The organism is Paractinoplanes maris (assembly GCF_023544465.1).
GTDB classification, from domain to species: domain Bacteria; phylum Actinomycetota; class Actinomycetes; order Mycobacteriales; family Micromonosporaceae; genus Actinoplanes; species Actinoplanes maris.
In genome coordinates, this window is sequence record NZ_JALPVL010000004.1 from 101,858 (window position 1) to 125,932 (window position 24,075).

At 71.0% G+C, this 24,075-nt stretch carries 23 protein-coding genes; 13 read left to right on the forward strand and 10 right to left on the reverse strand.

Translation table 11 applies throughout. The features are described 5' to 3' along the window. The first annotated feature begins 30 nt into the window (after positions 1–30). The 4 genes from NAG42_RS12605 to NAG42_RS12620 all read left to right on the forward strand — a co-directional run bounded on the left by NAG42_RS12605 (position 31) and on the right by NAG42_RS12620 (position 4,493). Entirely contained in the window at positions 31–1,512 is a 1,482-nt protein-coding gene (locus NAG42_RS12605; RefSeq protein ID WP_250030418.1) for a glycosyl hydrolase family 18 protein, read from the forward strand. Positions 1,513–1,581: 69 nt separating this feature from the next. Continuing rightward, complete coding sequence (locus NAG42_RS12610) at positions 1,582–2,988, forward strand: class II 3-deoxy-7-phosphoheptulonate synthase (protein ID WP_250030419.1); 1,407 nt, start codon at positions 1,582–1,584, stop codon at positions 2,986–2,988. Then, the gene (locus tag NAG42_RS12615; protein ID WP_308201145.1) at positions 2,981–4,006 is read left to right on the forward strand and encodes a threonine aldolase family protein; all 1,026 of its coding nucleotides are present in this window, start codon (positions 2,981–2,983) and stop codon (positions 4,004–4,006) included. The genes NAG42_RS12610 and NAG42_RS12615 overlap by 8 nt, the downstream gene beginning before the upstream one ends. 13 nt (positions 4,007–4,019) lie before the next feature. Then, entirely contained in the window at positions 4,020–4,493 is a 474-nt protein-coding gene (locus NAG42_RS12620) for an NUDIX domain-containing protein (RefSeq protein ID WP_250030420.1), read from the forward strand. Here the strand turns inward: NAG42_RS12620 and NAG42_RS12625 are convergent. After that, positions 4,477–5,094 (reverse strand): thymidine kinase, encoded by a 618-nt coding sequence (locus NAG42_RS12625; RefSeq protein WP_250030421.1) that lies wholly within the window; start codon positions 5,092–5,094, stop codon positions 4,477–4,479. The genes NAG42_RS12620 and NAG42_RS12625 overlap by 17 nt on opposite strands. Positions 5,095–5,993: 899 nt before the next feature. Between NAG42_RS12625 and NAG42_RS12630 the strand changes: the two genes are divergently transcribed. Then, a complete protein-coding gene (locus NAG42_RS12630) occupies positions 5,994–6,509 on the forward strand; it encodes a hypothetical protein (protein ID WP_250030422.1) in 516 nt (171 codons plus the stop codon). A gap of 563 nt (positions 6,510–7,072) precedes the next feature. On the opposite strand, the gene NAG42_RS12635 is transcribed toward NAG42_RS12630, so the two are convergent. The 4 genes from NAG42_RS12635 to metF form a co-directional block, all read right to left on the reverse strand. After that, positions 7,073–8,713 (reverse strand): MFS transporter, encoded by a 1,641-nt coding sequence (locus NAG42_RS12635; RefSeq protein ID WP_250030423.1) that lies wholly within the window; start codon positions 8,711–8,713, stop codon positions 7,073–7,075. A gap of 196 nt (positions 8,714–8,909) precedes the next feature. Further along, positions 8,910–9,377, reverse strand: coding sequence for a MarR family winged helix-turn-helix transcriptional regulator (locus NAG42_RS12640; RefSeq protein ID WP_250030424.1), 468 nt, complete (start codon positions 9,375–9,377; stop codon positions 8,910–8,912). A gap of 153 nt (positions 9,378–9,530) precedes the next feature. Further along, positions 9,531–10,175, reverse strand: a complete 645-nt coding sequence (locus NAG42_RS12645; RefSeq protein ID WP_250030425.1) for a CDP-alcohol phosphatidyltransferase family protein — start codon at positions 10,173–10,175, stop codon at positions 9,531–9,533. Positions 10,176–10,179: 4 nt separating this feature from the next. After that, on the reverse strand, positions 10,180–11,103 hold the full coding sequence (metF, locus tag NAG42_RS12650) for a methylenetetrahydrofolate reductase [NAD(P)H] (RefSeq protein WP_250030426.1): 924 nt from the start codon (positions 11,101–11,103) through the stop codon (positions 10,180–10,182). A 50-nt stretch (positions 11,104–11,153) separates the two neighbouring features. Here metF and NAG42_RS12655 point away from each other — a divergent pair, with 50 nt between their 5' ends. Continuing rightward, complete coding sequence (locus tag NAG42_RS12655; protein ID WP_250030871.1) at positions 11,154–12,209, forward strand: polyprenyl synthetase family protein; 1,056 nt, start codon at positions 11,154–11,156, stop codon at positions 12,207–12,209. 20 nt (positions 12,210–12,229) lie between these two features. Here NAG42_RS12655 and NAG42_RS12660 read toward each other — a convergent pair whose 3' ends face one another. After that, on the reverse strand, positions 12,230–12,580 hold the full coding sequence (locus NAG42_RS12660; protein ID WP_250030427.1) for an Rv2175c family DNA-binding protein: 351 nt from the start codon (positions 12,578–12,580) through the stop codon (positions 12,230–12,232). Between the two features lie 33 nt (positions 12,581–12,613). Between NAG42_RS12660 and NAG42_RS12665 the strand changes: the two genes are divergently transcribed. The 5 genes from NAG42_RS12665 (at position 12,614) to NAG42_RS12685 (ending at position 18,021) form a co-directional block, all read left to right on the forward strand. Next, on the forward strand, positions 12,614–13,327 hold the full coding sequence (locus tag NAG42_RS12665; RefSeq protein WP_250030428.1) for a hypothetical protein: 714 nt from the start codon (positions 12,614–12,616) through the stop codon (positions 13,325–13,327). 115 nt (positions 13,328–13,442) lie between these two features. Beyond that, the gene (pknB, locus tag NAG42_RS12670; RefSeq protein WP_250030429.1) at positions 13,443–15,389 is read left to right on the forward strand and encodes a Stk1 family PASTA domain-containing Ser/Thr kinase; all 1,947 of its coding nucleotides are present in this window, start codon (positions 13,443–13,445) and stop codon (positions 15,387–15,389) included. Then, a complete protein-coding gene (locus NAG42_RS12675; RefSeq protein WP_250030430.1) occupies positions 15,380–16,228 on the forward strand; it encodes a deoxyribonuclease IV in 849 nt (282 codons plus the stop codon). Before pknB ends, NAG42_RS12675 begins: the two co-directional genes overlap by 10 nt. 41 nt (positions 16,229–16,269) lie before the next feature. Continuing rightward, the gene (locus NAG42_RS12680) at positions 16,270–16,758 is read left to right on the forward strand and encodes a DUF2857 domain-containing protein (protein ID WP_250030431.1); all 489 of its coding nucleotides are present in this window, start codon (positions 16,270–16,272) and stop codon (positions 16,756–16,758) included. A gap of 60 nt (positions 16,759–16,818) precedes the next feature. After that, a complete protein-coding gene (locus tag NAG42_RS12685) occupies positions 16,819–18,021 on the forward strand; it encodes an MFS transporter (RefSeq protein ID WP_250030432.1) in 1,203 nt (400 codons plus the stop codon). A gap of 225 nt (positions 18,022–18,246) precedes the next feature. On the opposite strand, the gene NAG42_RS12690 is transcribed toward NAG42_RS12685, so the two are convergent. From NAG42_RS12690 to NAG42_RS12700, 3 genes are read right to left on the reverse strand one after another with little or no spacing between them, the layout of a single operon-like run. Continuing rightward, the gene (locus NAG42_RS12690) at positions 18,247–18,993 is read right to left on the reverse strand and encodes a succinate dehydrogenase/fumarate reductase iron-sulfur subunit (protein WP_250030433.1); all 747 of its coding nucleotides are present in this window, start codon (positions 18,991–18,993) and stop codon (positions 18,247–18,249) included. Next, the gene (locus NAG42_RS12695; protein ID WP_250030434.1) at positions 18,993–20,939 is read right to left on the reverse strand and encodes a fumarate reductase/succinate dehydrogenase flavoprotein subunit; all 1,947 of its coding nucleotides are present in this window, start codon (positions 20,937–20,939) and stop codon (positions 18,993–18,995) included. Before NAG42_RS12695 ends, NAG42_RS12690 begins: the two co-directional genes overlap by 1 nt. 2 nt (positions 20,940–20,941) lie before the next feature. Next, on the reverse strand, positions 20,942–21,670 hold the full coding sequence (locus NAG42_RS12700; protein ID WP_308201146.1) for a succinate dehydrogenase cytochrome b subunit: 729 nt from the start codon (positions 21,668–21,670) through the stop codon (positions 20,942–20,944). 71 nt (positions 21,671–21,741) lie between these two features. Between NAG42_RS12700 and NAG42_RS12705 the strand changes: the two genes are divergently transcribed. Continuing rightward, complete coding sequence (locus NAG42_RS12705) at positions 21,742–22,665, forward strand: LysR family transcriptional regulator (protein WP_438872407.1); 924 nt, start codon at positions 21,742–21,744, stop codon at positions 22,663–22,665. Here the strand turns inward: NAG42_RS12705 and NAG42_RS12710 are convergent. Next, a complete protein-coding gene (locus tag NAG42_RS12710; RefSeq protein ID WP_250030436.1) occupies positions 22,662–23,369 on the reverse strand; it encodes a maleylpyruvate isomerase family mycothiol-dependent enzyme in 708 nt (235 codons plus the stop codon). The genes NAG42_RS12705 and NAG42_RS12710 overlap by 4 nt on opposite strands. Between NAG42_RS12710 and NAG42_RS12715 the strand changes: the two genes are divergently transcribed. Further along, positions 23,368–23,715, forward strand: a complete 348-nt coding sequence (locus tag NAG42_RS12715; RefSeq protein WP_250030437.1) for a class I SAM-dependent methyltransferase — start codon at positions 23,368–23,370, stop codon at positions 23,713–23,715. The genes NAG42_RS12710 and NAG42_RS12715 overlap by 2 nt on opposite strands. Positions 23,716–24,075 lie beyond the last annotated feature (360 nt).

Here is a 24,075-nt window from a genome sequence, read left to right on the forward strand (position 1 = left end):
AGTTTCCTAACTGTTCCATGAGGAGACCCAGTGCAGAAATCCCTCCGCCGCGCCACCTGGGCGTCGGCGATCGTGCTGGTGGCCGCCACCGCCGCGATCCCGGCGACACAGGCCTCGGCAGCTGCGGCCTGTGCCCCCGCGTGGTCCTCCAGCGCCGTTTACGTCAAGGACAACGTCGCATCGCAGAGCGGCCACAACTACACCGCCAAGTGGTGGACTCAGAACGAGTCGCCGGCCACGAACAGCAGCCAGTGGGCCGTCTGGATCGACAACGGCGTCTGCGGCGGTGGCCCCACCACCCCGCCGACCACACCGCCCACGACACCCCCGACCACCACGCCCCCCACCACCACGCCCCCCACCACCACGCCTCCGACGACGACTCCGCCGGGCGCCAGTGGCAAGAACGTCGTCGGCTACTTCGCCGAGTGGGGCGTCTACGGCCGGCAGTACTTCGTGAAGAACCTGGTCACCTCGGGTTCCGCGGCCAAGCTGACGCACATCCTGTACGCGTTCGGCAACACCACCGGCGGCCAGTGCTCCATCGGTGACGCCTACGCCGACTACGACCAGGCCTACACCGCGGCCAACAGTGTGGACGGCGTGGCCGACACCTGGGACGCCGGCGCGCTGCGCGGCTCGTTCAACCAGCTGCGCAAGCTCAAGAAGCAGTACCCCAACATCAAGGTGATCTGGTCGTTCGGCGGCTGGACCTGGTCCGGCGGCTTCACCCAGGCCGCGGCCAACCCGACCGCGTTCGCCAACTCCTGCTACAACCTGGTCAAGGACTCCCGCTGGGCCGACGTCTTCGACGGCATCGACGTCGACTGGGAGTACCCGAACGCCTGCGGCCTGAGCTGCGACGCGTCCGGCCCCGACTCGTACAACAAGGTGATCAGCGCGCTGCGCACCAAGTTCGGCCAGAACTTCCTGGTCACCTCGGCCATCTCGGCCGACGGCTCGAACGGCGGCAAGCTCGACGCGGCCGACTACGCCTCCGGCATCTCGAAGCTGAACCTGGTCTTCCCGATGACCTACGACTACTACGGCGCCTTCGCCGCGCAGGGCCCGACCGCCCCGCACTCGCCGCTCACCTCGTACGCCGGCATCCCGAACCAGGGGTTCTGGTCCGACGCGGCGATCCAGAAGCTCAAGAGCAAGGGCGTCCCGGCCAGCAAGATGCTCCTGGGCATCGGCTTCTACGGCCGCGGCTGGACCGGCGTCACCCAGGCCACCCCGGGCGGCTCGGCCAGCGGTGCGGCGCCGGGCACCTACGAGGCCGGCATCGAGGACTACAAGGTGCTCAAGAACAGCTGCCCGGCCACGGGCACGATCGCGGGCACCGCGTACGCCAAGTGCGGCAGCAACTGGTGGAGCTACGACACCCCGTCGACCATCGCCGGGAAGATGTCCTACGTGAAGCAGCAGGGTCTCGGCGGAGCCTTCTTCTGGGAGTTCTCCGGTGACACCAGCAACGGCGAGCTGATCTCGGCCATCAAGAACAACCTCTGATCCTTCTTCTCCTCAGTGAAGCGGGGCACCGGGCGCAAGCTCGGTGCCCCGCTTCCGTACGCTTTCCCCATGCAGCGAGAGTGGCATCAGCTCAGCTACCCGGGGGTGGGCAACCCGGCCCTGCAGACCTCCCGCCCGTCGACCGACTCGGCCGAGGACGAGGCGCTCGGCCTCGACCGGTGGCGCGACCTGCCCCGGGTGCAGATGCCGCCGTGGGCCGACCTGGACGAGGTGGCCTCGGTCTGCCAGGTCCTCGACAACGTGCCGTCGATCGTCGCGCCCTACGAGGTCGACCAGCTGCGGGTCAAGCTGGCCGACGTGTGCGAGGGGCGGGCGTTCCTGCTCCAGGGCGGTGACTGCGCCGAGACGTTCGCCGACAACACCGAGAGCCACCTGCTGGCCAACGCGCGCACGCTGCTGCAGATGGCGGTCGTGCTGACGTACGGGGCCTCGATGCCCGTCGTCAAGGTCGCCCGCGTCGCCGGGCAGTACACCAAGCCGCGCTCCGCGCCGACCGACTCGCTCGGCCTCCCGGCCTACCGCGGCGACCTGATCAACTCGCTGGACGCCGACGAGGCGGCCCGCGTGGCCGACCCGCAGCGCATGATCCGGGCGTACGCGAACTCGGCCGCGGCGATGAACATGCTCCGGGCCTATCTGGCCGGCGGCCTGGCCGACCTGCACGGGCTGCACGACTGGAACAAGGACTTCGTGCGGGCCTCGCCGGCCGGCGAGCGCTACGACGCCATCGCCCGCGAGATCGACCGCGCCCTCGACTTCATCCGCGCCTGCGGCATGACCGACAACGAGGCCCTGCGGACGGTCAGCCTCTACTGCTCGCACGAGGCGCTGGCGCTCGAGTACGACCGCGCCCTCACCCGGGTGAGCGACGGCAAGGCGTACGGGTTGAGCGGGCACTTCCTGTGGATCGGCGAGCGCACCCGCCAGCTCGACCACGCGCACATCGACTTCATCAGCCGGATCGCCAACCCGATCGGGGTCAAGCTCGGCCCCGGCACGTCGCCCGAGACGGCCATCGAGCTGTGCGAGAAACTCAACCCGCACAACATCCCGGGCCGGCTCACGCTGATCAGCCGGATGGGCAACGGCAAGGTGCGCGACGCGCTGCCGCCGATCGTCGAGAAGGTCACCGCGGCCGGCGCCAAGGTCGTCTGGCAGTGCGACCCGATGCACGGCAACACGCACGAGTCGTCCAACGGCTACAAGACCCGCCACTTCGACCGCATCGTCGACGAGGTGCTCGGCTACTTCGAGGTGCACCGCGGTCTCGGCACCCACCCGGGCGGCATCCACATCGAGCTGACCGGCGAGGATGTGACCGAGTGCCTGGGCGGCGCGCAGGGCATCGAGGATCTCGACCTGCCCGGCCGTTACGAGACGGCCTGCGACCCCCGGCTCAACACCCAGCAGAGCCTCGAGCTCGCGTTCCTCGTCGCGGAGATGCTTCGTGGTTGATCTACGCTCCGACACCGTCACCCGGCCGACGCCTTCGATGCGCGAGGCCATGGCGTACGCCGAGGTGGGCGATGACGTCTTCGGGGACGACCCGACAGTGCTGCGGCTCGAGGCGCGCGCGGCCGAGATGTTCGGGCACGAGGCGGCGCTGTTCGCCCCCTCGGGCACGATGGCCAACCAGATCGCGCTGCAGCTGCACGTGCCGGTCGGCGGTGAGCTGCTGGCCGGAGCGGACGCGCACGTCGTTACCTACGAGCTGGGCGGGGCCGCCGCGCTCGGTGGCATCTCGACGCGGACGTGGCCCTCGGTCGGGGCCGAGCTCGACGTCGAGCAGATCGCCGCGATGATCCGGCCGGCCGGCTACCCGTCGGTGGCGACGCGGGCGATCGCCGTCGAGCAGACGCACAATCTCGGTGGTGGCACGGTGGTGCCGCTGCCGGTGCTGCGGGCGCTGCGGGAGGCGTCGGAGGAAGCGGGCGTCGGTCTGCACTGTGACGGCGCGCGGATCTGGCACGCGGCCGTGGCCGACGGGGTTCCCCTTTCCTCGTACGGTGCGTTGTTCGACACCTTGTCGGTGTGCCTGTCCAAGGGGCTCGGCGCCCCGGTCGGCTCGCTGATCATCGGCAGCCGCGACAACATGGCGCGGGCCCGGGTGCTGCGCAAGCGGCTGGGCGGCGGCATGCGGCAGGTCGGCATCCTGGCCGCGGCCGGGCTGCACGCGCTCGAGAACCACATCGACCGGCTGGCCGACGACCACGCCCGCGCTCGCCGGCTGGCCGAGGCACTCGCCCCGTTCGGCGTGGTCGACCCGGCCGCCGTCCGCACCAACATCGTGCTGCTCGACCTGTCCAAGACCGGGCTCGACGCGCCCGCCCTGACCGCCCGGGCCGCCGAGCAGGGCGTGCTGATCTCGCCGATGCTGCCGTCGATCGCCCGGGTGATCATCCACCTGGACGTGGACGACGCCGGGGTGGACCAGGCGATCGACGTGCTCGGCGGGCTGCTGCGCACGGCATGAGGCTGCGCACGGCATGAGGCTGCGTCATTCCGTCCGCGGGCTGGTTCTCGACCCGGACGACCGGCTGCTGCTCTATGCGACGCCGCTGGGCGAGGCCACCCTCTGGGTGCCGCCCGGCGGCGGGATCGAGGCGGGCGAGACGCTGCTGGACGCGTTGCGGCGGGAGCTGGCCGAGGAGACGGGCCTGGAGCTGACCGGCACGCCGCCGCACGTCTGGCATCGGGAGACGCACGGGGTCGGCTACCTGCCCGGCTACGACGGTGCCATCAACGACTACTTCCTGGTGCGGGTGCCCGCCTTCGCCGCGCGGGGCACGCTGACCGCCGAGCAGCTGGCCGCCGAGAACGTCGGCGAGTTCCGCTGGTGGAGCGCTCCGGAAATGGCCGCGTCGAGGGACCTGTTCGGGCCACGCGACCTGCCCGCGCTCCTGCCGGCGTTGCTGCGCGACGGCCCACCCGAGGTGCCCCTGATCATGCCGCCAAGCTGACCACCGGCGCCGGGGCATAGGGCCGGCCGGCGCGGTGATGGCGACGGCACAGGACGACGTAACGCACCTCGGCGTCGGCGTCGGTGTTGCCCACCACGACGGTGTCGCCGTCGCGGACCATGACGCCGTCGGCGACCCGGGCGTTCATCCGGGCCGGCTGGCCGCACCAGCACATCGGATAGACCTGGAGCGACTCGACGACGTCGGCCAGCACGACCAGCCGGGCCGAGCCGGGGAACTGCTCGCCGCGGAAATCCGACAGCAGGCCGAAGGTGAACACGTCGATGTCGTGGTCGTCGACCAGCCAGGCCAGCTGATCGACCTGCTCGGCCGAGAGGAACTGGGCCTCGTCGAGGATGACGTGGTCGACCCGGGCGCCGGGGTGGGCCAGCACGACGTGGCCGAGGTCGGTCTCCGCGCCGAACTCGATGGCGTCGGCGCTGATCCCGATGCGCGACGAGACGATGCCTTCACCGGCCCGGTCGAGCCGGGTCATGAGCAGCCCGTTCCGCCCACACGCGGCGTAGGTGTGCCGGTATTGCAGCACCATCGTGCTTTTGCCACTGTTCATCGCCGCGTACCGGAAGTGCAGCTGGGCCACCGCGATCTCCGCCTCTCCTCGCCGTCCGTGCCGCGGCCTGGACGGTGCGACACACACGCCATCGCGAAGCCGCGAGCCGGAGAAGGATAGCCGGTGACCTCTCGATGAAGAGGATCACGGGGTGGGACGCGGTGGCTGCCATGGGCCGGAAGGTCCGGATATGGCATCCGGTCGGAAGGCCCCGGCCCGGCGGCTACGGTATTTGAAGATCGAATTCTGCAAATGAGACGTGATCGACGCTGTTTCTTTTCCTCATTGTGCTTCGGGTGGGAGCCGTCCGGCGCTTCAGTGAATACCGCGTGCCAATGCGCGCGGTCGGAGTTGCCGCTCTTGACCGCGTAGTTCACGATGTGGCGATCAGTTCGATCCTATTCGATCTTCAGCCCCTCCGGCTGCTCCTCTTCGCGGAAAACAATCCTATGATCAACATTGTGAGAAGAGGCGGCCGGAATTCGGCTGCCGCAGTTCTGAGTGGCGTGCTGGCCGGCGTCCTGTGCGTCGGCGCCGGGTGCACTCGGACGTCCGGTGCCGGCGAAGCTCCCCCGGACAGGGAGGCGCCCGCGGCGACGCCGAGCGCTCCTGGGAGCCCGCAACCTGAGCTCAGTGCGAAGCCGACCGGAGTTCCGTCGGTGTCCCCGGCCCGGCGGACCGAGGAAACGTCCGCGTCCGAGCCGGGTGAAACCCCGGACGGTACGGAGCCCGGACGAGGGGACGCCGAACCCGACACCCCGGCCGGATCGCCCACGACGAGTGCCGTCCCCGCGGGCACTCCGTTGTCGACGGGCGATCATCCCGGTGGTCTCTTCAGGTCGACGCCGGGCCACAACTGCCGGTTCGACAGCATCCTGAGGCCCGGGCTTCATCTGACGACGCCCATCGAGGCGCAGCGACTCGAACCGATGACGATCTGCTTCCTCGATTTCCCGGACGGCGAGACCGTGACGGTGCGACTGAGCGGCCCCGGGGGCGAGGTCCGCACTCATCGCACCACCGAGTCGAACCTCCCGTTGATCTTCCGCCTTGGCATGCCGCTCGGGCGGTGGGCCGTCCGGGTCTCCGGGCCCGGAGTGGAGCCGGCCACCGCGACGATCCGGGTCACCCGGCCCACCACTCCGACCGTCCACCAGGTGTCCGACCGTGGTCCGTCGGCGACGGCCGGGACGGTCCTCGAGCTGGCCGGGTTTCCTGGCGGCAAGCCGGTCAACATCTTCCTTTACGGGCCCCGGGCCGACGCCCGAGCATCGTTGCGATTCGTGCGGGCACTGCCGGTGGCTGCCGCCGACAAGCACGGCGAGGCGAGATACTCGGTGGCTCTTCGCCCGAAAGACCTGCCCGGTCTCTACGGCATCTGGTTGAAGGCGCCCTGCGCCGTACGGGACGACGGTGGATCCGCCTGCGTCGAGTTCACGAAATGAGTTCCGCGCCGGCCGGCGAAAATGAAACGCATAAGAAGTTGACGCTTTTCATCAGAGATTACCTGCCGGCTATCGGGGCCGTGGGCGTTGTGCTCTACGGACTGTTCCGGCTGGCCTATCTCTTCTTTTATCTCCGTTTGAGGACGACACCGGAAGAGGTCGGTTACACGTACACCCGCATCATCTCCGAGTCGGTCGTCGGTGCGGTGGAGCTGATTGTCATCGGGGCCGCACTGATCGCCGCCGCCACGGCCGTCTACACAGTGGCTCGGATCGTGCTGCCCACTCTGCGGCGGCGGAAGCGACCAGCCCTTCGCGACCTGCGCCAAGCCGTCGGGAGACGCACTCTACGCCGCATCGTCGGCCGGAGCGTCGTGGCCGCCGCGATTGTTGTGTTCGTCAGCCTGCCCTCGTTGGCCTGGTGGCAGGGTGGTCTCGCGCAGGCCGGGCAGACCGTGCGGAACGTCTACTTCATCGGCGTTCCGTATCTGCCGGTTTTGGCTGTTCAAGCTGTGCCGGCCTCGGTCGCCTGGAAGGACGCCGACAGCGAGAAGGCGGTGGGACTAAAGGGTCGTTCGTGTCTGCTCTATCTCGGCAAGGCCGACGGCACCACTGTCTTCTTCGACGTGTCGACCCGCGAGAGTCTCCGCCTCTCTTCCGGCGACATCGTGGTGACCTTGCGGTACGAGTTCTTCGTTTCCCGTGAATGCCGGGAAACTGCCGAGAAGTTGTTCGGCAACGAGTGAGCCCGGAAGGTCGGTCAGCGGACCGGGCCGGCGGCCCGGGCTCGGGGCCGGTGTCGGCGGAGTCGCTCGGGGTCGCTTGCGCAGGGCCAGCCCGGTGATCAGCAGGGCGGTGAGCACGAAGCCGGCCGCGACCAGGAATGCCCGGGTGTAGCCGGCGTGCAGAGCCACCGCCTCGGGGACGCCGGTCTGCGCGGCGGTGTGGCCGGCGGCCGCGGCGGCCAGCACGGAGAGGCCGAGGGCGCCGCCGGCCTGCTGGGCGGTGTTGGTGAAGCCCGAGACCAGGCCAGTGTCGGCCGGGGCGGCGCCGGCCATGGCCAGCATGATGATCGACGGGACGGTGACACCGACTCCGAGGCCCATCACGGTCAGGGCGGGCAGCATGTCGGACCAGTAGGACGGGGTCGCGGGCAGGCGGCCGAGCAGCAGCAGACCGGCCAGGAGCAGCGACAGGCCGGTGATGAGCACCGGTCGCGGACCGAGACGGCCGGTCAGGCGGGGCGCCACGAAGAGTGAGACCAGGCCGATCACGATGGGTGTGGGCAGGAAGGCCAGGCCGGTGCCGAGCGCGTCGTAGCCCATGACGCGCTGCACGAACAGCGCGTTGATGAACTGGAAGCCCATCCCGGTCGCGAAGACCAGGACCACCGCGGCATGGGTGATCAGCAGCCGGCGGCGCCCGAGGATGCCGAGCGGGATGAGCGGACGGCGGGCCAGGCGCTGACGCAGGAGGAAGCCGAGGATCAGGAGTGCGGCGGCCGCGCCGGTCGCGGCGGCGGTGGGTCCGGCTTCGGGCTCGGCGGTACGCACGATCGCGTACACGCCGAGCGAGAGCCCCGCCGTGATCAGCAGAGCACCGGGTACGTCGAGACCCTGGCTCAGCCCCGGGCCGGCCTCGCGGGGGAGCAGGCGGCGGCCGGCCAGCCCCACGGCCAGGCCGATCGGCACGTTGATCAGGAAGATCACCGGCCAGCCGAGCGCGTCGGTGAGCAGGCCGCCGAGCACGAATCCGGCCGCGGCCCCGCCGGCCTGCGTGAAGCTGTAGATGCCCATCGCGCGGGCCTGCTCGGCGGGCTCCGGGAAGAGCCGCACGATCATGCCGAGCACGACGGCCGCGGCCAGTGCCCCGCCCGCGCCCTGCAGGAAGCGCCCGGCGATCAGGGCGCCGGCCGTCGGCGCGAGCCCGCACAGCACGCTGGCCACGGTAAAGACGGCGAGTCCGGCGAGGAAGACCCGCCATGCCCCGACCAAATCACCGAGGCGCCCGGCGAGCAGCAGCAGCCCGGCGAAGGCGATCAGGTAGCCGTTGACCACCCACGAGATGCCGGCGTCGGAGAAGCCGAGGTCGCGCTGGATGTCCGGCACCGCGACGGCCACGATCGTGCTGTCCAGGACGATCATCAAGGACATCGCGCAGAGAACCGCCAGGGCACCCGCGCGCTTGTTCCAGGGAGCGCTCATGGCCCGACCGTAACAGATAATCCGCTACCGGACTATCCGCTATGGCCGGATCGAAGGTGCCGGACGTTGTTCCTGCTTCAGCATTCACAGCGGCATGCCCGGCGCGACGCCGCGGGCGACCTGGTGGGCGGGGCGGACGCGGCCGTCGTCGGTGTCGACGGGTGATCGGCTTCTGTTCGACGGGGGGATCGGGACGTCAGCGGCCGCGGGCTCGGCGGACGGGCTGCGGGCCGGGGTCGCGGGTGGTGTCCGCGAGCTGGCTCAGCGCCCGCACGAAGGCCGCCCGGGCGTCGTCGGGCAGGCTGCTGAGCGCGTCCGCGTGGACCCGGTCGACGATCCGCTGACCCTCCTCGGCGGCGAGGCGGCCCTTCTCGGTGACCGCGATGACGCGCGCCCGGCGGTCGGTGGCCGAGGGACGGCGTTCGGCGAAGCCGCGGCGCTCCAGGTCGTCGACCGTGCTGACCATGGTGGTCTTGTCGAGGTCGGCCAGGGCGGCCAGCTGGATCTGGGTGCGCTCCCGCTCGAGCGCGTGCACCAGCACACACTGCATGCGAGCGGTGAGGCCGACGTCGGCCAGGGCGGCCGACAGCCGGTTGGAGAGGGCGTGGCCGGCCATGTTGAGCAGGCCGGTGACGTCACGTTCGGTGCGTTCGGGGGCGGACACCGATCCAGCCTAACTCCGGACTATCCGCAACCGGATGATCCGGGGCCGGGACGGTCGGCGGGCCTGCCCCCGTGCCCGCCCGCCGCCCGACCCGGCGGCTCCGATGTGGACAACCGTACGATCCGTCGCGCCCCGCTCACAACCGATTAACGATCATCGCAGGGCGCGGCGGATGGCGATGGTCAGCTGGGCGCCGGCGATCACGGCCAGGGCCAGCCAGACGGCGGTGGCGGCCGTGATCAACGGCGCGAAGGCGAACGCCGCCAGCAGGCCGAAGATGGCGGTCAGGACGCGGGTGGGGCGCTCGGCGACCGTGACGACGCCGATCTCCGACATGCCGGCCGCGGTGGCCCGGGCCCGGGCGTACTCCTGGAGCCAGCTCGCCGCGCCCGCGGTGACCACCAGCCAGCCGGGGGCGCCGGCCAGCCAGAACGCGGCCAGCCAGGCCAGCTCGCCCAGGCGGTCGGCCACCGAGTCGTAGACGTAGCCGAGACGGCTGGTCTTGCCGGTGAGCACCGCGACGGCGCCGTCCAGGCCGTCGGCCAGGGCGGCCACCAGCACCAGGACGGCGGCCAGGAAGATGCCGGGCCGGTCGAGCAGCCACACCGACACCGGCACCGCGGCGCAGACCAGCAGACCCGCGGTGGTCACGGCCATCGGGCCGATGCGGTGCCGGGCCAGCCAGGAGCCGGCGCCGTAGGCGATCCGGACCCAGCCCCGGACGAGGACATTGGCCCGCCGGGGGTCGAAGCCGCCGTGCAGCCCGGACCAGGTCGCGGCGTAGTCGTCCCAGAGCACGGGGTCAGGCGGCCGCGGCCACGTCCGGCGGGGCCAGCAGCTGCCACACCTCGCGCGTCGCGGTCGAGCGGTTGAGCGTGATGAAGTGGATGCCGGGGACACCCTCCTCGAGCAGACGGGCACACATCTCGGCGCACAGCTCGACCCCGAGGTCCCGAACCGCGGCCTCGTCGTGGGCCACCCGGTCGAAGCGGGCCAGCAGCGCCGGCGGGAACGGCGCGCCGGAGAGCTGCGACGACCGCTCGATGGTGGCCATCCGGGTCACCGGCATGACGCCGGGCACGATCGGGGTGTCACACCCGGCCGCCGCGACCCGGTCGCGCAGCCGCAGGTAGTCGTCGGCGTCGAAGAACATCTGGGTGATCGCGAAGTCGGCGCCCGCGCGGCATTTGCTGACGAAATGGGCGGTGTCGGTCTCGATGTCCGCCGACCGGGGGTGCTTGTAGGGGAACGCGGCCACCCCGACGTTGAAGTCGCCCGACTCCTTGAGCAGGCGCACCAGGTCCTCGGCGTAGAGCACGCCCTCGGGGTGCCGCACCCAGTCGCCCATCGGGTCACCGGGCGGGTCGCCCCGCACCGCCAGCACGTTGCGGATGCCCGCCCCGGCCAGCCGGCCGATCACGTTGCGCAGCTCGGCGACCGAGTGGTTGACCGCTGTCAGGTGGGCCATCGGCAGCAGCGTCGTCTCGGTCGCGACCCGCTCGGTGACCTGGACCGTCGTGTCGCGGGTGGTGCCGCCCGCGCCGTAGGTGATCGAGACGAAGCTGGGCTGCAGCGACTCGAGCTCGCGGATCGCCCGCCACAGCAGCCGCTCGCCCTCGGCCGTCTTGGGCGGGAAGAACTCGAACGAGAACGTGGGCGCGGACCCCCGGACGAGCTCGCCGATCGCCGGAGTCGCGGGAAGACGGGAAGGAAGTCCGAGAGCCACAACAAGACTGTACCGAGGACGTCCGCTAGCGTCGTGCCGTGACCTCCCCTCTGGAAGCCGCTGACCTGCGCGCCCGCGTCGACAAGGCGCTCGCCGCCTTCCTGTCCGGGCAGCGGGCCCGGCTCACCGGCATCGACCCCGCGCTGGCCGCCGTGGCCGAGGCGCTGGAGGACTTCGTGCTGGGTGGCGGCAAGCGGCTGCGACCGGCCTTCGCCTACTGGGGTTACCGCGGGGCGGGCGGCGCGGACACCGACCAGATCGTGGCCGCCGTGTCGGCGCTGGAGCTGGTGCAGGCCAGCGCGCTCATCCACGACGACCTGATGGACCGCTCGGACACCCGGCGCGGCGAGCCGTCGGTGCACCGCCGGTTCGAGGCCCGGCACACGGAGGCCGGCTGGCGGGGCGGCTCGGCGGCGTTCGGCGACAGCGCCGCGGTGCTGCTGGGCGACCTGGCCCTGGTCTGGTCGGACGAGCTGCTGCACACCTCCGGGGTCGGCGCGGCCGAGCTGACCCGGGGGCGGCCGATCTTCGACGAGATGCGCACCGAGGTCACCGTGGGGCAATACCTGGACGTGCTGACCCAGGCCACGGCGGACACGTCGCTCGAGCGGGCGGGCAAGGTGGCCCGCTTCAAGTCGGCCAAATACACGGTCGAGCGTCCGCTGCTGCTGGGCGCGGCCATCGCCGGGGCGCCGGCCGACCTGCACGAGGCGTATTCGGGCTTCGGCCTGCCGCTGGGCGAGGCGTTCCAGCTGCGGGACGACATCCTCGGCGTGTTCGGCGACCCGGAGCGCACCGGCAAGCCGGCCGGCGACGACCTGCGCGAGGGCAAGCGCACCTATCTGGTGGCAGCGGCGTTCGCCGGACTGGACGAGGCCGGGCGGGCCGAGCTCGACGCCGGGCTGGGCGACCAGGGCCTGGACGACCGCCGCGTCACCCGGTTGCGGACGCTGATCCGCGACAGCGGCGCGCTGACCGCCACCGAGCGGCGCATCGACGAGCTGATGGCGGCCTCACTGACCGCGCTGGCCGCGGCCCCCATCGACGACGAGGCCCGCGGCGTGCTGCACCGCCTGGCCGACGCCGCCACCCGCCGTACGGTCTGACGGCCCGCCGCCCCCGGCGGTCAGAAGCCGAGCGCCTGAGCGCGCCGCTTCACCTCGCGGGCCCGGTCGCCGCCGAGCCCCTTGGCGCCGTTGCCGTCCAGGGTCTCGTCCGGCTCGTACAGCCACCGGAGGGCCTCTTCGTCGTTGTACCCGGCGTCACGAAGCAGGGTCAGGATGCCGGGGAGGTGCTTCAGCACTGTGCTGTTGGCCACGAGCTCGGCGGGGACCACGCGGATGCCCTCACGGCGGACGGCCAGCAGGTGCCCGTCGCGGATCATCTGGTGCACCTTGCTGATCGACACATCGAGCTTCGTGGAGACGTCGGGCAGGGTGACCCACTCGGTCGGTCCGGCGGTTACGGAATCGCTCACCACTACAGCGTACGAGAGTGGGGGAGGAACCCGATGAGCCTGTTGCGCAGGACCCGTACGGAGGTGGCCGGCGCGTGGCGTTCGCTGCGCTACGACCTGGGCCGGACACCGCCGGCCGCACCGCCCGCCGGGGGACCGGACGTGACGTCGACCGGGATGGGCACCTGGGGCCTGGACGGTCTCGTCGGGCGGGCCGAACCCGCCCCGCCCGCCCGTCGCCCCCGCCGGGCCGTGGCGGTGACCGCGTTGGGGATGCTGACCGTGGTCGGCGCGACCGGCGCCTATCTGGTCGTGGTGAACGGGCTCGGCTCCCTGGTGACCGAGAAGTCCGCGGCGGCCGGCACCTTCCCGCCGCGGGCCGCCGTGACCACGTCGGCGCGGATGGGACCGTCGTCGACGCCCGGGCGGGTCGCGGCGACCAGGACGGCGGCGGCCCGGCCCGCGCCGGCCGGGTCACCGAAGGTCGCGCCGGTCGTCCGGGTCTCCCCGGTGCCGCCCGCCGCGGCGCCCCGAGCCACCGATCCGCCGGCCCGGCCCACCGGTCCGAAGAAGACCATGAAACCGGCAAGTCCGGAATGTCATTGTGAGGCGCCGGTTCCGACACCGACCGCTCCCGCGGCGTCGCCCACCCCGTCGCCCTCGGTCTCCCCGAGCCCGCAGGAGTCGCCGAGCGAGTCGGCGGAGCCGTCGGACTCGGTGTCACCAAGTCGTTCCTGGGATGGTCACCGGCGTCGGAGGCACCACTAAATCAGCATTTGCCGGGGCAGTTCCGGCGCGGGTGACGCATGCCTCCGTACCCGTTCGGACTCAGCTGTGACATCCTGGACTGCCCCCACGCGAAAGACACATACACTTCACGCCGATGGACACCACAGTCGCCGACACGTTGATCGGCACGACGATTGACGGCCGCTACCGGATCACCGGTCGGGTGGCCCGTGGTGGCATGGCGACCGTCTACACCGCCACTGATGAACGACTCGAGCGCACCGTCGCTCTGAAGATCATTCACCCGTCGCAAGCGACCAACGCCCACTTCGTGGACAGGTTCACCGACGAGGCCAAGACGATCGCCCGGCTCACCCATCCCAACGTCGTGGCCGTGTACGACCAGGGTCGCCACCAGGGCCTGCCCTATCTGGTCATGGAGTACGTGCAGGGTCGCACCCTGCGCGACCTGCTCACCCAGCGCCGCCGGCTGAGTCCGGTCGAGGCCCTGGCGATCCTCGAGCAGATGCTCGCCGCGATCGCCGCCGCCCACCGGGCGGGCCTGGTGCACCGCGACGTCAAGCCGGAGAACGTGCTGGTCGCCGAGGCGCCCAGCGGCGGGCTGGCCAACCTGGTCGACGCCGTGGTCAAGGTGGCCGACTTCGGGCTGGCCCGCGCGGTCGAGGCGAGCAGCACGGCCGACGAGTCCGGTCAGCTCATGGCGACCGTGGCCTACGTCGCGCCCGAGCTGGTCACCGACGGCCACGCCGACGCGCGCACCGACGTCTACTCGGCCGGCATCGTGCTGTTCGAGATGCTCACCGGCCGGGTCCCGTTCGACGGTGACGACCCGGTCGCGGTCGCCTGGGAGCACGTCGACAACGACGTGCCCGCGCCCTCGAGCGTCGTCAAGGGCCTGCCCAAGGTGCTCGACGACCTGACCGCCCGCGCCACCCGCCGCGACCCGGGCGCCCGGCCGACCGACGCCGGCGCGCTGCTGGCCGAGGTGCAGACCGTCCGCGACGATCTGGGCGCGGCCAATGTCGAGACCGCACTCCTGCGCCAGGTCCCGCCCTCGCGCTCCGCGGTGACCGACGCGACCACGGTCGTGCCGGCCGTCGGCGTGGGGGACCGCCCGCCGTGGGCGCGGCTGCCCCATCAAGCCCCGCGGGGTCAGGAATACACCGCGGGCCGGCTCCCGCGCTCGGCCAAACGCGGCAGCGGCGGCACCGACCGGCGGCGCATCCTGCTGTCGGCCGCCGTGGCAGTCATGGTGCTGGTCGTCATCGGCAGCACGTGGTGGGTCACGCTGGGCCGCTACACCGACGCGCCGTCGCTGATCAACCAGACCCGCGCGCAGGTCGAGCTGGGCGCGCAGCAGCAGGGCTTCGAGGTCCTGTACGGCGATGGCGCGTACAACGAGACGGTGCCCAAGGACACGGTGGTCGCCCAGGACCCGGAGCCCGGCGGCAAGGTGGTCAAGGGCGGCATCATCACGGTGACGCTCTCGCTGGGCCCCGAGCGCTTCGCGGTGCCCGACCTGGCCGGGGCCGAGCTGGCCGCCGCCCGTGGTGAGCTCGAGCAGCTCAGCCTCAAGGTCAAAGAGGGCGCCGGGCAATACAGCGACACGGTGCCCGAGGGCGCGGTCATCTCGTCCGACCCCAAGACCGGCACCCAGCTCAAGCGGGGCGCGACGGTCACCGTCGTGGTCAGCAAGGGCCGCGCGCCGATCCGGGTGCCCGACCTCAACGGCAAGAACATCAACGACGCCCGCAACGAGCTGGCTCAGCTGGGCCTGACCGCCGCCGAGCGGTACAAGGACAGCGACCAGCCGAAGGACTCGGTCATCGGGCAGACCCCGAAGGCCGGCACGGGCGCCAACAAGGACGACGAGATCACCCTCGACGTCAGCAAGGGCCCGCCGCTGGTCACCGTGCCCGACCTGACCAACCAGCCCTGCCCGCAGGCCAAGCAGACGCTGGAGGGCCTGGGCCTGCGTGTCCGGATCGACTTCAACGGCAACGCCTTCGTCCGCAGCCAGCAGCCGGCCGGCAACACCCAGGTCGAGCCGCAGACCGAGGTCGCGCTCCAATGCTTCTGAGCCGGATCGGCTCGCACACGAAGACGTCGGGTGGGCTGGCCAAGGCCGCCCTCCCGTATGTCGACGCCGCCGGGTCCGAGACGCTGCAGGTCTACGTCTCGAACTCGCGCGGCTGGGCCCTGCCGCCGGGCGACCCGAAGCAGGACGTCCTGTTCCGCGACGGCATCGGCTCCCGGGAGATCCCGGCCTACATCCACGCCTCGCTGCTGGTCAACCTGGGCTCGCCGACCGAGCTGACCGTCGAGAAGTCGATCGCCGTGCTGGCCCACGCGCTCGAGCGGGGCCAGGCGATCGGGGCCACCGGTGTGGTCTTCCACGCGGGCAGCTCGGTCGACGAGGCCCACGAGGACAAGGCCTTTCACCAGCTGCACGAGGCTCTGTTGCCGCTGCTCGACCGGGACGGCATGCCGCAACTGCTGGTCGAGCCGAGTGCCGGCGGGGGCCGCAGCCTGGCGTCCAAGGTGCAGGATCTGACGCGCTATCTGGACGCGGTGGAGAATCACCCCGGGCTGGGCGTCTGCTTCGACACGTGCCACGCCTGGGCCGCCGGGCACGACCTGGCGACGCCGGGCGGCATGACCGAGACGCTCGACGCGCTGGTGGCCGCGGCCGGCCCGGGACGCCTCAAGCTGATCCACGCGAACGACTCGAAGGACGAGTGCGGCTCCACCCGTGACCGCCACGAGACGATCGGGCAGGGCCGTATCGGTGCCGCCCCGTTCGCCGAGCTGCTGGCCCACCCGGCCGCCGCCGGACTCCCGGTGATCGTCGAGACGCCGACGGTCGAACACGAGGGCCACGCGGCCGACATCGCCCTGTTGAAGTCGCTTCGCTCCTGAGGTTGTCAACGAACTGTTGACAATGGCTCTACGCTTGCCGGATGGCCGATCTGAGCGGACTGAGAGGTGTGCCCGCGGCGCGAGCACGTATCGACGCTGAGGAGCTCGAGCTGATCGACCGGGCCCGGCGCGCGGGCGCCACCTGGGGTGAGATCGCCGACGCGCTCGGCCTGGGCAGCCGACAGGCCGCTGAGCAGCGGAGACTGCGATTGGTGGCGGCTGTCCGAGGTCGGCTTCCGGGCCCGGACCCGTACGGCGAAAGCCTGGCCCGTCTGCGGTCGGCTGCCCTCGAGGTGCACCGCCGGGTCGGAGCCGACCGCCGGTGGGATCGGCGCTTCACCCGAGCCGTGCTGGTCCGCGAGACTCTCTCGGCCGTCCCCGAGGCCACTGGTGGTGCCTTGTTCGCGCTGGTGGAAGCCGTGATCGCCGATGTCGGCAGCAGCGACGGCGCCCGCCCGCTACCGGCGCCGACGCGGGCTGCCTTTGATCGGCTTCGGGAGGCCCTGATCCAAGCGTCACCGAAACATTGACAGATTGACGCTCAACTCCGGAGGATGTGAGTCCTTGAGACTCAACCTCGCGGAGGCTACATGCGTCGCAACGCCGTCCTGTTCGTGCTGATCTCGCTGCTCTCCGGTTTCGGCAGCACGACCATGACGCTGGCCGCGAGCCTGTGGACGCTCGACCTGACCGGCTCGGTGAGCCTGGCCGCGCTGACCGCGGTCTGCACCTACGCCCCCACCTTCGCCGCGCCGTGGCTGGGCGCGCTGGTCGACCGGCTGCCGCGCCGCCCGCTGCTCATCGGGGTCGACCTGGGCCTGGGCATCGGGATGCTGACGCTGCTGTCGGTGCACACCGCCGCCGCGGCCTGGCTGATCTTCGCCGTCCTGCTGGCCCGAGGGATCGCCTACGTGCTGATCGACGCGGGCGAGACGGCCGTCCTCCCGTCGGCCCTCCCGCCGGGGATCCTGGCCGACGTCAACGGCTGGCGATCGAGCGCCCAGGAGGGCATGAAGCTGGTGGCGCCCCTGGCCGGGGCCGGCCTCTACGCCTGGCGGGGACCGGTTGCCGTGGTCCTGCTCAGCGCGGCCCTGCCCCTGCTGACCGCGGCCTGTTACGCCCTGGTGCGCCTGCACGCATCCCAGCCGGAGGCGACGGTCGCGGTCGAGGGTCGCGGGGTGCGGGAGGGGCTGCGGGCGCTGTTCGGCGTGGCCGGTGTGCGCGGGCCGGTGCTGGTGGCCGGCGTGGCGATCGGTGCCTCCGGGCTGAAGGACGCGGCGGTGCTGGCTCATCTCGTACGGGATCTGGACCTGCCCGCGACCTTCCTGGGATGGCTCGGCACGGCTCAGGGCGCCGGATCGGTCGTCGCCGGTCTGGTCGCCGGCCGGGTGCTGGCCCGGCTGACACCGCTCACGGTGGCCGCGACCGGAGCTGTCGTCTTCGCCGCGGGCTGCCTGGCCCAGTCCCTGCCCTGGTGGCCCGCGATGATCCTCGGCGCGGTGGTGATCGGCATCGGGCTGCCCTGGACGCTGATCGCCGCGGTCACCGCCGTCCAGACGCTGACCCCCGGTCCGCTGCTCGGCCGGGTCGCCGCCACCTCCACCATGGTCATGTTCGGCCCGGTGGCGGCGGGCATCCCGCTCGGCGCCGCCCTGATCCACGCGGGCGCGGTCACACCCCTGATCCTCGCCGCCACAGTCAGCGTCACCGCCGCCCTCATCGCCCTGCGGGGCCCTCGGGAACCCGGCGTCACCCGGCACCCGGCGCGTGAAGCGACCTCGGGTGCGCGGTGATGTTGCGGGGCGCGCCGGGAGGGCTGGCAACGGGACGCCGGCTCGACTGTCCGGTCCGGGCCCGGCCAGTCCGGCAGGGCGGCCGAGTCAGGGCGCGCCGGGAAGGCTGGCAACGGGACCAGGACGCGCCGAGAGGGCTGGCAACGGGACCAGGGCGCGCCGGGAGCGCCGGCAACGGGACCGGGGCCGGCTCCCGACAACGGAACCGGCCCCGGGACGTGGCGATCAGAGCTGCTTGCGGACGGCCTTGCGGTAGTCGCTGTTGAGGCGGCCGATCAGGGTGAGCGGGATGCCCTTCGGGCAGACCTGGGAGCACTCGCCCATGTTGGTGCAGCCGCCGAAGCCGGCGTCGTCCTGCGCCTGCAGCATGTCGATCACGCGGGTGTCGCGCTCGGGCTGGCCCTGGGGCATCAGGCCCAGGTGGGCCACCTTGGCCGCGGTGAAGAGCATCGCCGAGCCGTTGGGGCAGGCCGCGACGCAGGCGCCGCAACCGATGCAGGTGGCCGCCTCGAACGCCAGGTCGGCGTCCTTCTTGGGCACCGGGGTGGCGTGCGCCTCGGGAGCGGCGCCGGTCGGGGCGGTGATGTAGCCGCCGGCCGCGATGATCTTGTCGAGGTTGCCGCGGTTGACGACCAGGTCCTTGATCACCGGGAAGGCGGCGGCCCGCCACGGCTCCACATCGATCTTGTCGCCGTCCTTGAAGTGGCGCATGTGCAGCTGGCAGGCGGTGGTGGCCTTCTCGGGGCCGTGCGCCACGCCGTCGATCACCATGCTGCACGCGCCGCAGATGCCCTCGCGGCAGTCGTGGTCGAAGGCGATCGGGTCGTCGCCGTCCAGGATCAGCTTCTCGTTCAGCACGTCGAGCATCTCGAGGAAGCTGGCGTCGGGGGAGATGTCCTTGACGTCGTAGGTCTCCATCCGGCCTTTGTCGGACGAGTTCTCCTGACGCCACACGCGGACCTTGATGTCCATTACTTGTAGCTCCGGGTGCTCGGGTGGACGTACTCGAATTCGAGCTGTTCCTTGTGGAGGGTCGGCTTGGCGCTCTCGCCGGTGGCGTACTCCCAGGCCGCGACATAGCTGAACTCGTCGTCGTGGCGCAGGGCCTCGCCGTCCGGGGTCTGCGACTCGCCGCGGAAGTGACCGCCGCACGACTCGCGCCGGTGCAGCGCGTCGATGCACATGAGCTCGGCCAGCTCGAAGAAGTCGGCGACCCGGCCGGCCTTCTCCAGGTTCTGGTTGAGTTGCTCGCCGGTGCCGGGCACCTTGACACGTAACCAGAACTCGTCCCGCAGCCCGCGGATGAGCCCGATGGCCTTGGTCAGGCCCTCCTCGGTGCGCTCCATGCCGCAGTACTCCCACATGATGTGGCCGAGCTCGCGGTGGAAGCTGTCGACCGTACGGTCGCCGTCGATCTCCAGGAACCGCTTGATGCGGGCCTCGACCTCGGTGCGGGCCGCGACGACCTGCTCGTGGTCCGGGGAGATCTTCTCGAACGGGCCGGCCGCCAGGTAGTTGCCCAGCGTCGTGGGGAGCACGAAGTAGCCGTCGCCCAGGCCCTGCATCAGCGCGGACGCGCCGAGCCGGTTGGCGCCGTGGTCGGAGAAGTTGGCCTCACCCACGACGAACAGGCCGGGGATGGTCGACTGGAGGTCGTAGTCGACCCAGAGGCCACCCATCGTGTAGTGCACCGCCGGATAGATGCGCATCGGCGTCTCGTACGGGTCCTCGCCGGTGATCCGCTGGTACATCTCGAAGAGGTTGCCGTATTTGGCCTCGACCGCCTTCTTGCCCAGCCGCTTGATCGCGTCGGCGAAGTCGAGGTAGACGCCCAGCCCGCCGGGGCCGACGCCGCGGCCCTCGTCGCAGACGTTCTTGGCGGCGCGCGACGCGATGTCGCGGGGGACCAGGTTGCCGAAGGACGGGTAGATCCGCTCCAGGTAGTAGTCGCGGTCGTCCTCGGCGATCTGGTTGGCCGGCTTCTGGCCGTCCTCGGCCCGCTTGGGCACCCACACCCGGCCGTCGTTGCGCAGCGACTCGCTCATCAGCGTGAGCTTGCTCTGGTGCGTGCCGGACTCGGGGATGCACGTCGGGTGGATCTGGGTGTAGCAGGGGTTCGCGAACAGCGCGCCCTTGCGGTGCGCGCGCCACGACGCGGTGACGTTGCAGCCCTTGGCGTTGGTGGAGAGGAAGAAGACGTTGCCGTAGCCGCCGGAGGCGAGCACGACGGCGTCGGCCATCTCGGTGGTGATCTCGCCGGTGACCATGTCGCGTACGACGATGCCGCGGGCCTTGCCGTCGACGACGATCAGCTCGAGCATCTCGTGGCGCGAGTTCATCTCGATGTTGCCCAGGCCGATCTGGCGCTCCATGGCCTGGTAGGCGCCGAGCAGCAGCTGCTGACCGGTCTGACCCCGGGCGTAGAACGTGCGGGACACCTGGGTGCCGCCGAACGAGCGGTTGTCGAGCAGGCCGCCGTACTCGCGGGCGAACGGGACGCCCTGGGCGACGCACTGGTCGATGATGTTCACCGACACCGTGGCCAGGCGGTAGACGTTCGACTCGCGGGCGCGGAAGTCGCCGCCCTTGACGGTGTCGTAGAACAGGCGGTAGATCGAGTCGCCGTCGTTGCGGTAGTTCTTGGCGGCGTTGATACCACCCTGGGCGGCGATCGAGTGCGCCCGCCGGGGGCTGTCCTGATAGCAGTACGACTTCACGTGGTAGCCCGCCTCGGCCAGCGTGGCCGCCGCGGAGCCACCGGCCAGGCCGGTGCCGACCACGATCACCGTCAGCTTGCGCCGGTTGGCCGGGTTGACCAGCTTGGCGTTGAACTTGCGGCGGTCCCAGCGGGTCTCGATCGGGCCCTCGGGGGCGGCGGTGTCGGCGATCGGGTCGCCGTCGTTCCAGAAGTCACCCATGCTCAATCCACCAATCCGACGAGAACCGCGAACGGCACCGAGAGGTAGCCGACGACCAGCACCACCGACAGCACCAGGGCCGTCGCGCGGGCGTAGACCTCGCCGCGCGGGCTCTGCAGGCCGAAGGTGCGCACCGCGCTCCAGAGGCCGTGCCGCAGGTGGAAGCCGACCGCGACGATCGACAGCGTGTAGAAGAGCGTCACGTACCAGCGGCCGGGCGCGAAGTCCTCGGCCACGTTGCGGTAGACCTCACCGTGCACGCCGTTCGGGTTCAGGGTGAGCGTGGTCAGGTCGAGGATGTGGTAGATCACGAAGAGCAGGACGATCACGCCGCCCCAGCGCATCGTGCGGGCGGCGTAACTGCCCTGCACCTTGGGCCGGTGGGCGTATTTGACCGGGCGGGCCAGCCGGGCCCGGCGAGCCAGGATCGTCGCCGCCACGATGTGCCCGACCACGGCCACGGTCAGCACAGTGCGCTGGATATAGAGGTACCAGGCCTCGGGGAGCAGCGGGGTGCCGATGCTCCGCAGCCAGTGCGCGTAGTGATCGAAGGTCTCGGCGCCGAAGAAGATCTTCAGGTTGCCGATCATGTGCACGTACAGGAAGGCGACCAGCAGCAGGCCGGTCACCGCCATGAAGAGCTTGAGGGCGACCGAGGAGCGCCGCCGCGTCGTCTTGCCCGGCGCCGGCGAGACCGCCGGCGTCTTCCGGGTCGAAGTATCTACCGCCACACTCTGGACGGTAGGTATCGCACGACGATTCGTCTAATGCATGATCGACGCAGTCATCATAGAGATAGGCTATCGACGTGCAGCTCCAGCAGCTTCGGTACTTCCTCGCCGTGGAACGAACCCGTCATTTCACCCAAGCAGCGGACATTCTGGGCGTCTCCCAGCCGACTCTCAGTAAGCAAATTCACACGCTCGAAGCGACCCTCGGTGCGCCGCTGTTCGAACGTATCCGGGGCGACGTGACCCTGACGGCCGCCGGTCGGACGCTGCTGCCGCTCGCCCAGCGGATGGTGGCCGACGCCGACGCGGCTCAGGAGGCGGTCTCCGACATCGTCGGCCTGCGCCGGGGCGAGGTGCGCCTGGGCGCCACCCCGAGTCTGTGCTCGTCGCTGGTGCCCGAGGTGCTCCGCACGTTCCGTGCGCAGCACCCCGACATCCAGCTCTACGTCAACGAGGGCGGCTCGCAGGATTTGATCGAGAACCTGCAGGCCCACACGCTCGACCTGGCCCTGATCGTCCAGCCCGAGGAGGGGATCGACGAGGCGCTGAGCGCGGCTCCCGTGCTGCGGGAGAGCCTGGTCGTGGCCTCGGTCGCCGACGGTCCGGCGCCGACCGCCAACCCGCAGATCGCGCTGGCCGAGCTGGAGCACACGCCGCTGGTCATGTTCCGGGCCGGCTACGACATCCGCGGCGTCACCCTGGACGCCTGCCGCAAGGCCGGCTTCACCCCGAAGTTCGCCGTCGAGGGGGGCGAGATGGACGCGGTGCTGGCCTTCGTCGAGGCCGGGCTGGGCGTGGCCCTGGTGCCGAGCATGGTGCTGGCCAACCGCCCGCTGCTGCGAGCCACCCCGTTGGCCCCGCCCGGCATGCGCCGCACGATCGCGCTGGCCCACCGCAAGCGCTCGGTCCTCCCGCATGCCGCCGAGGCCCTGCGCGCGACGCTCCTGCACCACGTGGCCACCCAGGAGCTTCCCCTGGGTGTCCGCCCGCTCTAGAAACGCGAGCTCTCCCGCCACCGCTCCCACAGCGCCGGGTCCCCGCTGACGGCCGGCGCCGGCCGGCGCCGGTTGAGGATCAGCAGCAGCTGCTGAGCGGGGGCGGCCACGGTGGCGTCGGCCGGATGGTCGCCGTCGGTCCAGGAGATGCCGGTGGCAGTCAGGGTGACGTGCCAGCTCCGGGGGATGTCGGTCGCGCGGAACTGGAGGGTCTCGCCGGCGCCGCGCAGGGCTTCGAACATCTCGAAGCTGAGCAGCACGTCGGCTATGCCGTCGGCGGCCAGATCGGGCGCCAGGATGCCGTCCGGGTCGGCGTCGAAGCGGTGGACGACTTGGTCGTGCACCATGCGGCGCAGCCAGAAACCGGCTGTCTGGTGCTCCGGGTGCCAGCTCCACACCTCGGCGCCGAAGCCGCGCGCCGCGACCGCCGCGGTGAGCCGCCGGGCGCCGTCGAGCAGCCAGGCCGTCCAGGCGTCCTGGTCGAAGGGTGCCGGGACCCGCCCGTACTCGACCGGGCCGGCGGTCTCGATGATCTCGGCCGCGAAACGATGACCCGATCCGACGTGAGTGATCAGGTCGCGGACTGTCCAATCAGGGCAGGTGGGCACGACCGCGTCCGGGTTCAGCCCGGTGGCGGCGCGGCCCAGGCGGCCGGCCTCCGCCTCGAGCTCGGCCGCGTACCGCTCCGGGGCGAGCCAGTCCATGGCCGGGACTCTACCGGCGGAACCGCACATTTCGCGTGGTGCCGTCGAGCCGGCGCGCCTGGCGCTCGACGCGGCGCGGCGCAAGCCGGGGACCGGGCGTGTGCGCTGGGTCGAGGGCGCGGCCGAGGTGCTGCCGCAGCGGTCGTTCGAGGCGGTCCTGATGACAGGTCACGTGGCGCAGTTCTTCATCAGTGACGAGCAGTGGTTGTCGACCTTGCGGCTTTTGCGCCGCTCGCTCGTCGCCGGTGGCCGCCTGATCTTCGACAGCCGGGATCCTCCAGGCCCGGGCGTGGGCGCGCTGGGATCCCGTCGGCTCACGTCGGTCCGTCGTGCTGCCGGACGGTGAGATCGTCGAGACATGGATGAACGTAGATTCTCGAGGTGGGGAGACGGTCACGGTAGCTCGGCACTATGTATTTACTCACAGTGACGAGCGTGCCCATTCGGCCACGCTGCGCTTCCGGTCCGAAAGTCAGCTCCGGACCACCGTCGAAGCGGCGGGCTTCGATGTGGACCGGGTCTGTGGCGGGTGGGCCCGAGAGCCTGTTGGTACAGGTGACGATGGGGAATTGATCGTGATCGCGATGGCCCGGCCGCAGGGTAGGTGATGCGCCACTCTATGTCTATCGGCAATGTGCCAATAGGGCCCGGCCGTCATCGGCCGCCGATATGTGATTACTATTCGCTCACGTTCGAGCGAGGCTGC